Annotated in this window: 9 protein-coding genes and 1 other RNA gene; 7 read left to right on the top strand and 3 right to left on the bottom strand. The window is 60.7% G+C overall.

Going from position 1 to position 9,026, the window contains the following annotated elements; all coding sequences use genetic code 11:
- Positions 1-14 precede the first annotated feature (14 nt).
- The 3 genes from ssrS to IEY47_RS15645 all read right to left on the bottom strand — a co-directional run bounded on the left by ssrS (position 15) and on the right by IEY47_RS15645 (position 746).
- A non-coding RNA gene (gene ssrS, locus IEY47_RS15655) (6S RNA) lies at positions 15-192 on the bottom strand.
- A gap of 33 nt (positions 193-225) precedes the next feature.
- Positions 226-540: a cell division protein ZapA gene (locus tag IEY47_RS15650; protein WP_188984327.1), complete on the bottom strand. Its 315-nt coding sequence runs from the start codon at positions 538-540 to the stop codon at positions 226-228.
- Complete coding sequence (locus tag IEY47_RS15645) at positions 537-746, bottom strand: TIGR02449 family protein (RefSeq protein WP_188984325.1); 210 nt, start codon at positions 744-746, stop codon at positions 537-539. The genes IEY47_RS15650 and IEY47_RS15645 overlap by 4 nt, the downstream gene beginning before the upstream one ends.
- Positions 747-883: 137 nt before the next feature.
- Between IEY47_RS15645 and IEY47_RS15640 the strand changes: the two genes are divergently transcribed.
- The 7 genes from IEY47_RS15640 (at position 884) to IEY47_RS15610 (ending at position 8,993) form a co-directional block, all read left to right on the top strand.
- Positions 884-1,441 (top strand): YecA/YgfB family protein, encoded by a 558-nt coding sequence (locus tag IEY47_RS15640; RefSeq protein WP_188984323.1) that lies wholly within the window; start codon positions 884-886, stop codon positions 1,439-1,441.
- A 43-nt stretch (positions 1,442-1,484) separates the two neighbouring features.
- Positions 1,485-2,819 (top strand): Xaa-Pro aminopeptidase, encoded by a 1,335-nt coding sequence (pepP, locus tag IEY47_RS15635; RefSeq protein ID WP_188984321.1) that lies wholly within the window; start codon positions 1,485-1,487, stop codon positions 2,817-2,819.
- Positions 2,809-4,017 carry a 2-octaprenyl-6-methoxyphenyl hydroxylase gene (ubiH, locus tag IEY47_RS15630; RefSeq protein WP_188984319.1) on the top strand — a complete coding sequence of 403 codons (1,209 nt, stop codon included), beginning with the start codon at positions 2,809-2,811 and terminating at the stop codon, positions 4,015-4,017. The genes pepP and ubiH overlap by 11 nt, the downstream gene beginning before the upstream one ends.
- Positions 4,018-4,033: 16 nt before the next feature.
- Complete coding sequence (locus IEY47_RS15625) at positions 4,034-5,254, top strand: 2-octaprenyl-3-methyl-6-methoxy-1,4-benzoquinol hydroxylase (RefSeq protein ID WP_373293617.1); 1,221 nt, start codon at positions 4,034-4,036, stop codon at positions 5,252-5,254.
- 405 nt (positions 5,255-5,659) lie between these two features.
- On the top strand, positions 5,660-6,742 hold the full coding sequence (gene gcvT, locus IEY47_RS15620) for a glycine cleavage system aminomethyltransferase GcvT (RefSeq protein WP_188984315.1): 1,083 nt from the start codon (positions 5,660-5,662) through the stop codon (positions 6,740-6,742).
- Between the two features lie 129 nt (positions 6,743-6,871).
- Positions 6,872-7,255, top strand: a complete 384-nt coding sequence (gene gcvH / locus IEY47_RS15615) for a glycine cleavage system protein GcvH (protein WP_188984313.1) — start codon at positions 6,872-6,874, stop codon at positions 7,253-7,255.
- Positions 7,256-7,526: 271 nt separating this feature from the next.
- Positions 7,527-8,993, top strand: a complete 1,467-nt coding sequence (locus IEY47_RS15610; RefSeq protein WP_188984311.1) for an inorganic phosphate transporter — start codon at positions 7,527-7,529, stop codon at positions 8,991-8,993.
- Positions 8,994-9,026 lie beyond the last annotated feature (33 nt).

The raw sequence follows: 9,026 nt of genomic DNA, 5'->3' as shown, positions 1-9,026 counted from the left end.
ATCTGGAAAAGAAAGGACTCCCCGAAGTGCCGCTGTCGGCTTGACCCTTGAACCCGAAAGTTCAAGGTGGGGACTGCGGATAACCATCAGGCTTTCCGTCAGGCGGACATGCACACAGGTCACACGCGCAGTCTCCGGGGTTTTGCGTATCGGGAGAGGGACGTGACCAACTGGCGCACACACCAGGGAGCTGCGCGGAGTATACCCGAATCGACTCATCAAGGGTCAGCGCTGAGGCTCGTCCTGATCAGTGGCGAGCGCGTGATCGACACGATCCAGCAGGTTTCGGACCTGGTCGCGCGTGCTGTTGGCTTCGCGGTCCATGCGATCTTGCTTATGCAGTAGTTCGTGGGTGATGTTCAGTGCGGCCATTACGGCGACGCGGTCCGCCCCGATCACTTTGCCGCTGGTGCGGATCTCCCGCATCTTGCCGTCGAGGTAGCGGGCAGCGCTTTCCAGGTTCGCGCGCTCATCTGCCGGGCAGCTGATGCAGTAGTCCTTGTCGAGGATGTGTACGGTAACGGTATTTGACTGGCTCATGAGTCCTGCTCCAAGGCTTTGAGGCGCAAAATCATCGCTTCGACTTTGCTTCGGGCCAATTCGTTCTTCTCGATCAGATGAGCGCGCTCTTCGCGCCAGCTGCGCTCATTGGCGAGGAGGGCGCGGTTGTGCAACTTGAGCTGTTCGACACGCTGGATCAACTGTTCCAGTTTCGTGGTGAGCGCTTGTAGATCGGCGTCTTCCATGGGCTCCCGCTCGGCGAGGACAGAGAATGAAACGTAACCAGGGGGGGCTCGGGCGAGCTCGATGGTCTTGCCGTTGCCGCCGGTGCTAGGATACGAGGCCTATTCTAGCCATCCCCCATCCGTGCCGACTAGTCGATATGCCCACTCCTGATTCTGCCTACACCGCGTTTGCCGCTCTTATTACCAGCCACGGGCACAAGGTGTCCCCTGCAGAATTGCACGGAATGTTGCTCGGCCGCAGTTGTGCTGGCGCCGGTTTCGACGCCGAGCCCTGGCTCGAAGATGTCGCCGAACTCTTGGGTGCGCCAGTCGAGGATGCCTTGCGCCAAGCGCTCATCGGTTTACAGGAAATGGTCAAGGCCGAGTTGACCGGTGACGACATGGCTATCGCGCTGTTGCTGCCGGACGACGAGGGTTCACTCAAGGATCGCGCCCTTGCGCTGGGCCAATGGTGCCAGGGCTTTCTGGGCGGCTTCGGTGTCGCCGCGGGCGACAAGGCGCTGTCTGCCGAATCGATGGAAGTACTCGAAGATCTCGCAGCCATCGCCCAGGTGCAGGGCGCTTTGGAAGAGTCCGAAGATGGCGAGAACGACTACATGGAAGTGCAGGAGTACCTGCGGGTCGCGCCCTTGCTGCTCTACGCTGAGTGCAACCGGGCGCCCGTCGAAACGGCTGAAAAACCGTCGCTGCACTGATCACCAAGCCCCAACCGCAATCGATCGTCCCTAAGGAGCGCGCATGATCCGCATCCCCAAGTCGGAATACGCCCGCCGGCGCAAGGCGCTGATGGAGCAGCTCGAGCCCAACAGCATTGCCATCCTGCCCGCCGCACCCACTTACATCCGCAACCGCGATGTCGAACATGTCTACCGACAAGATAGCGATTTCCAGTACCTGAGCGGTTTCCCCGAACCCGAAGCGGTGCTGGTCCTCATCCCTGGGCGCGAGCACGGTGAGTACATTCTGTTCTGCCGCGAACGTGACCCGGAGCGGGAATTATGGGATGGACTGCGCGCAGGCCAGGACGGCGCCATTCGTGACTTCGGCGCGGACGATGCGTTTCCCATCGGGGATATCGATGAGATCCTGCCGGGGCTTATCGAAGGGCGTGAACGGGTCTATTACGCGATTGGCACCAATCCCGAGTTCGATCATCACCTGATGGAGTGGATCAACACGATTCGCTCCAAGGCTCGACAAGGCGCCCAGCCGCCTAATGAATACGTCGCCCTCGACCACCTATTGCATGACATGCGGTTGTACAAGTCCGCGGCCGAGATCAAAGTCATGCGCTACGCGGCTGAAGTGTCGGCGGCAGCCCACGTCCGGGCGATGCAGGCCAGCCGCGCTGGCTTGTTCGAATACCACCTTGAAGCCGAATTGGAGTACGAGTTTCGCAAGGGTGGCGCGAAGATGCCCGCGTACGGGTCAATCGTCGCGGCAGGCCGCAACGCATGCATCCTGCACTACCGGGAAAACGATGCGGCGCTCAGGGAGGGTGATCTGGTCTTGATCGACGCGGGCTGTGAGATCGACTGCTACGCCGGCGACATCACACGTACCTTTCCCGTGAGCGGCCGGTTTTCGCCCGAGCAGCGCGCCATCTACGAGATCGTGCTCGAAGCCAATATGGAAGCGTTCAAGCACATCGGCCCTGGTAAACACTGGAATGAGGCCCACGAGGCGACCGTTCGCGTGATCACGTCAGGCTTGGTGAAGCTGGGTCTGCTGAAGGGTGACGTCGAGGCGCTGATCGAAGCCGGTGCCTACAAAGCGTTCTACATGCACCGCGCCGGGCATTGGCTGGGCATGGACGTGCACGATGTTGGCGACTACAAGGTCGGCGGCGAGTGGCGCGTGCTGGAAGTCGGCATGGCGATGACGGTGGAGCCGGGTATCTATATCGCCCCTGACAATACTGACGTACCGAAGAAGTGGCGGGGTATCGGTATTCGGGTGGAGGACGATGTCGTCGTCACTCGCAAAGGCTGCGAAATCCTGACCGGCGGTGTGCCGAAGACCGTCGAGGAGATCGAAGCTTTGATGGCGGCCGCGCGAACCGATGCCGCCTGAGTCCTCGCATGTCGATATCGCCATTGTCGGCGGTGGGCTGGTCGGTGCCAGTCTGGCACTAGCGCTTCAGGACGGAGCACGTGCCAGGGGTTGGCGTATTGCGCTGATCGAACCGTACCCGCCAGGCGAGGGTTACCAGCCTAGCTACGACGCGCGCTCATCCGCACTGTCGTTCGGCGCCCGGCAGATCTACCAGCGATCGGGCGTCTGGCACGCTATCGAACGCCATGCGCAACCCATCACGCATATCCATGTCTCCGACCGAGGCCGTGCCGGCGCCACGCGCCTGAACGCTGCGGACGAAGGCGTACCCGCCTTGGGTTACGTGGTCGAAAATGCCTGGATCGGCCAGTGTCTCTGGGACGCCCTGGACGACGACGTCATCCACTGGCGCCGTGCAAGCGAAGTTGCCAGCGCGACAGCAATCGAGGGCGGTTACTCGCTGGCCCTGCGCGATGGCAGCAAATTGAATGCGTCGCTCGTCGTCCTTGCGGACGGCGGTCGGTCCTCATTGCGGGAGCAATTGGGTATCCATGCGCGCCGCACGCCCTACGATCAACATGCATTAATCGCGAATGTATCGACCCGCGAACCGCACCGTGGGCAGGCCTTCGAGCGTTTCAGCGATGAAGGTCCGATGGCGCTGCTGCCGCTTACGGACAATCGCAGCGCATTGGTCTGGACGCGCCTGCCTGCCGAAGCGCAGCGATTGCTGGTCTGCGATGAAAAAACCTTCCTTGATGAATTGCAGCAGGCCTTTGGCTATCGGCTGGGTGCGTTCACTCAAGTAGGTAGCCGCTATCATTATCCGCTCGAGCTGATCGAGTCGACCGAGCAGGTCCGCCCCCATCTGGTTGTGCTCGGTAACGCTGCCCACAGCTTGCATCCAGTGGCCGGGCAAGGCTTCAACCTGTCCTTGCGCGACGTTCAGGCGCTGGCGGATACGTTGCTAGGCGGCGCTACGGCGCCCGGCGATTTCGCGACATTGCAGCGTTATCACCAGGGGCAGTTGGCCGACCAATACCTGACCGTCGGGTTCTCCCACCAGCTAACACGAATGTTCGCCCATCGTGAGGCTGCGGTCGTGGCTGGGCGTAACTTTGGGTTGCTGGGGCTCGACCTCCTGCCCCCGGCGAAGAGCTGGTTCGCGCGTCAGGCTATGGGGCTCGGGTCGCGAATAGGTCGTGGTCGTTCATGAGGGAGTGCACATGAGCATGCAAACGGCAGATCTGGTCATTGTCGGCGCCGGTATGGTGGGCAGCGCGCTGGCGCTGGCGCTCGAAGGGCATGGATTGGACGTCCTGCTGATCGATGGTGAGCCGTTGACCGTGCCGCCTTTCGATGCGACGCAGCCATTCGATCCTCGCGTCAGTGCATTATCTGCCGCCAGCCAGCGGATTCTCGAACGCTTGCAGGCCTGGCCCGGCATCGCCGCTCGCCGCGCCTGTCCTTATCGGGAAATGCACGTCTGGGATGGCAGCGGAACCGGGCAGATTCATTTCTCGGCGGACAGCGTCCACGCCGAGTGGTTAGGGCACATCGTCGAGAATGGCGTGGTAAGAGACGCCCTTGTCGAACAGCTGGGGAAAGGCGAGACGCGTCTCGAAGGCAATGCGCGCCTGTCCCAGTTGCGCCGCTCCGGTGACGGTTGGTTGCTGACTTTCGAGGACGACCGGCAAATTCGCACACCGTTGTTGGTCGCCGCCGATGGCGCACGATCAGCCGTCCGGCGTTTGGTCGGTGTGGAAACCCGAGAGTGGGATTATCTGCACGAAGCCATCGTGACCAACGTGCGCTGTGCCGAGCCTCATCGATTCACCGCGTGGCAGCGCTTCACCGAAGAAGGCCCGCTGGCATTCCTGCCTTTAAGCCAAGGCGAAGAACACTGGTGTTCAATCGTCTGGTCCGTGACGCCAAAGGAAGCCACACGGTTGATGGCGCTGGCGGATGCCGACTTTCAGCACGCGCTGGGCCGTGCGTTCGAGCATACCCTGGGAGAAGTGCTTGAGATCGGTAAACGCGTGTCCATCCCGCTTCGGCAGCGGCATGCCAAGCGCTACACCGAGCCAGGGCTGGTGCTTATCGGCGATGCGGCCCACACCATTCACCCGTTAGCGGGGCAAGGCGTGAACCTTGGGCTTCTCGATGCCGCGGTGCTGGCCGAAGTACTATTGCAGGCCCAAGCGCGCAGGGAGCCCTTGGCCGACATTCGTACGCTCGGACGTTACGAACGGCGGCGGATGCCGCACAACCTTGCCATGATGGCGGCGATGGAAGGTTTCGAGCGGCTTTTCCAGGCCGACGCGTTGCCCCTGCGGTGGATGCGTAACCAAGGGCTGAAATTCGTCGATGGGCTGCCAGGTGCCAAAGGCGCGTTCGTACGCCAAGCACTCGGTTTGACGGGAGACCTGCCCGCGTTAGCGCGGCCATTCTAGGCAACGTTTTTCATAAGCGGCGGCTGGCGGGCTTTGGCGCCGCTGCCCAAGATCATGCGCCAAGCAAAGGTGCTGACCGTTCCGTTCATGCCGTGAAACACATTCGCTGACAGAGCGGTATCGAGGCTGGCAGGCACTCCCAAGCACCGGAACCTTCGCTGGCGCAAGCCTCTTCGGGTCCTATCGCAAGAGTAGCGTGCGCCATTCGGGGAGCAGCTCACAGTCTCTTCGCTGGCGTCGCGTTTAGACAATGACTGAGCAGGGTCATCCGGCTACAATGCGCGCCCATTCGAGGCAAGCTCCGGTCCATTTTCAACGCACAGCAGGCAACAGGTCGTGCGCATATCGATGGAACCGTAGAGCGCGCCGTGCCGATCGCATCGCTTTGCCCGGAAGGAGACACCCATGGGTCAGCGTACTGCTCTTTATAATCAACACCTCGCTCTCGGAGCGCGGATGGTCGATTTCAACGGCTGGGATATGCCGCTTCATTACGGCTCGCAAGTCGACGAACACCACCAGGTGCGTAACGACTGCGGCGTGTTCGATGTGTCGCACATGTGTGTTATCGACGTCCATGGTGCCGATGCCAAGGTCTTCCTTCGCCGTTTGCTCGCTAACGATGTCGAACGTCTCGACCGTCCAGGGCGTGCCCTCTATAGCGCGATGCTGAACGAGCATGGCTACATCATCGATGATCTGATTGCGTACCTGATGCCCTTCGGCTACCGCCTGGTCGTCAACGCCGCCACACGCGAGAAAGATCTGGCGTGGATGCATTCGATCGCGGTCGATTTCCAGGTAGAGCTGCGTGAGCGCACGGATGTTGCGCTTTTGGCGATTCAGGGTCCCAGCGCCAGGGTACGTACGATCGATCTTCTCGATAGAAGTCGCGCGGCATTGATCACTGAGCTGATGCCGTTTCAGGGGCTAGAAGAGAATGGCTGGTTCATCGCGCGAATGGGCTATACCGGTGAAGATGGTCTGGAAATCATGCTCCCAGCGGAGCAAGCCGCTGGTTTCTTCGGTGACCTGGTTGGGGCAGGTATCGGGCCCGTTGGGCTGGGCGCGCGCGATACGCTACGCCTGGAAGCGGGGTTCAATCTGTACGGCTCCGATATCAATGATGAAGTCACGCCACTGACTGCGAACATGGCGTCCACGGTGGCTTGGGAGCCCCGTGAGCGCGATTTCGTTGGGCGTGAAGCGCTCGCCGTCCAATTGGCTGCCGGCGGCTGGCCGCAACTCGTTGGGCTGGTACTGGAAGATCGCGGTGTGCTTCGCCCTCGACAAGTCGTTCGGGTGGAATGCGACGGCGAAGGTGAAATCACCAGCGGCAGTTTTTCGCCAACGCTTGGAAAGTCCATTGCGCTCGCACGTATTCCCGCGGGTGCAGGCGAACGCGCCGAAGTCGAGATTCGTGGGCGTTGGCATCCCGTACGTATCGTTAAGCCTAATTTCGTGCGCCACGGGCGGCCTTTGATCTGAGCGGTGGTTTCTTACAGGTCACCACCGACACGTGCATGAACGAGAGCGCAGTTCGGGGCTGCCGGTAGCGCTCGGCAAGTGTTACATTTTCGAAAACCAACGATGCCTGACATTTCGAGGACCCAAGCCATGAGCGAAACACCCGCCGATCTTCGTTACGCCACTAGCCACGAGTGGGCACGCCTGGAGGCGGACGGCTCCGTTACGGTCGGCATCTCCGATCATGCACAAGAAGCACTGGGTGACGTTGTCTTCGTAGAGCTTCCCGAAGTAGGGCGTACCCTCTCGGCTGGACAGGAAGCGGGGGTGGTGGAGTCGGTCAAGGCGGCCTCGGACATCTATGCGCCGGTAAGCGGCGAGGTGCTTGCGGTCAATGAGAGCATTGTCGATGCGCCTGAGTCGGTGAATACCGATCCTTACGGCAGTTGGTTTTTCAAGCTCAAGCCGAGCGACGAAAGTGAGCTGTCCAAGCTGCTGGACGCCGCCGCCTATCAGGCTGCCAACAACGGTTGATCCGTCGACCGCACGCAATAGAAGCCAGACGCGCGAGTTCGCGCTCTGGCTTTTTTGTTTTGCGACAGCAGCGAATGACGCGCTGCGTTCGCTAATCCTAGAGCTAGCCTTCGCCGCAAACCCGCAGGCGAGAGGCCGAGTGAACGACCGTGTTGCCCATGTCGGTGGCTTCCCGATCACGTCAACGATCGGCACATCGCGCGCGACTGGATGCGGGCTGTCCAATTTCTGTCATAATTCGCGCCCACACCTCTACAGGCCCTGATCCTCCATGTTTGAAATGATCAGCGGGCTCCACGGCTGGTTGCTGTTGAGTCTGTTTCTGGCACTGGCGTTCGTTCTTGCGTTCGAATTCATCAATGGCTTCCACGATACCGCCAACGCGGTAGCTACCGTGATCTATACCAAGGCCATGCCGCCCCGCCTCGCGGTAATTGCCTCCGGTATATTCAACTTTCTCGGCGTTCTATTAGGCGGCGTTGGCGTGGCCTATGCCATCGTGCATCTGCTGCCGGTGGAACTGCTCATCAATGTCAATACCGGGCATGGGTTGGCAATGGTGTTCTCGCTCCTGGCGGCCGCCATCGCCTGGAACCTCGGGACCTGGTATTTCGGCATCCCTGCTTCAAGCTCCCATACGCTGATCGGCTCGATTCTCGGGGTGGGTCTCGCCAATGCGCTCATCACCGACATTCCGCTCGGCGAGGGCATCAACTGGCAAAAGGCGATCGACATCGGATTGTCGCTGCTGTTCTCGCCGACGGCTGGCTTCATCGTCGCGGCGGTGCTTCTGCTGATCCTGAAGAAGTGGCGCCCATATTCGAAGATGCACAAGACGCCCGAGCAACGCCCGAAGAAAAAGCATCCGCCATTCTGGAACCGCATGGTGCTGGTGTTATCGGCCATGGCGGTCAGCTTCGTTCACGGGTCGAACGATGGTCAGAAGGGCATCGGCCTGATCATGCTGGTCCTGATCGGCATCGTGCCGGGCTACTTCGTGCTGAACCTGGATAGCTCGACCTATCAAATCGACCGGACGCGGGATGCGGCTATCCACCTGCAGGCGTTCTATAACCGTAACGAAGAATCGTTGGGTGAGTTCCTGGCCTTGGGCAAAGGGGAGCGGACCACCGAGCTGCCCAAGGAATTTCGATGCGACCCGGCGCAGACGGAACCCACCTTGACCGCGTTGCTCACGGGCATCGAGGGTGTCGCCAATTACCACGATCTGGCGCCGGAGCGACGGGTCGAGGTTCGTCGTTACCTGCTTTGCCTGGATGACACCGCGAAGAAAGTCTCCGCCCTGCCAAGCCTGACGGCTGAGGATCGCTCCGATCTCAGCCGCTTGCGCAAGGATTTGACGGCCACGACCGAATACGCGCCTTTGTGGGTAATCATCGCCGTGGCCCTCGCGTTAGGTATCGGCACGATGGTCGGCTGGCGGCGGGTCGTGCTGACCGTAGGTGAGAAGATCGGCAAGCAAGGCATGACTTACGCGCAGGGTATGTCCGCGCAGATTACGGCTGCCGCAGCGATCGGGATGGCGAACGTATTTAGCCTGCCAGTCTCGACGACGCACGTGCTGTCGTCCGGTGTGGCGGGCACCATGGTCGCCAATCGCAGTGGATTGCAGGGCAGCACGGTAAGAACGATTTTGCTGGCGTGGATTCTTACGTTGCCGACATCGATGACGCTATCGGCTGGGCTGTTCTGGCTGTCGACGCGCTTTATCAGCTAGCGGGTTGACAGTATTGCTGCGGTTTAGGTGGAA

It is taken from the genome of Pseudomonas matsuisoli, from assembly GCF_014647635.1.
Taxonomy (GTDB): domain Bacteria; phylum Pseudomonadota; class Gammaproteobacteria; order Pseudomonadales; family Pseudomonadaceae; genus Pseudomonas_P; species Pseudomonas_P matsuisoli.
Note: the sequence above shows the minus strand (reverse complement) of the source record. Positions and strands in the feature narration are given on the sequence as shown.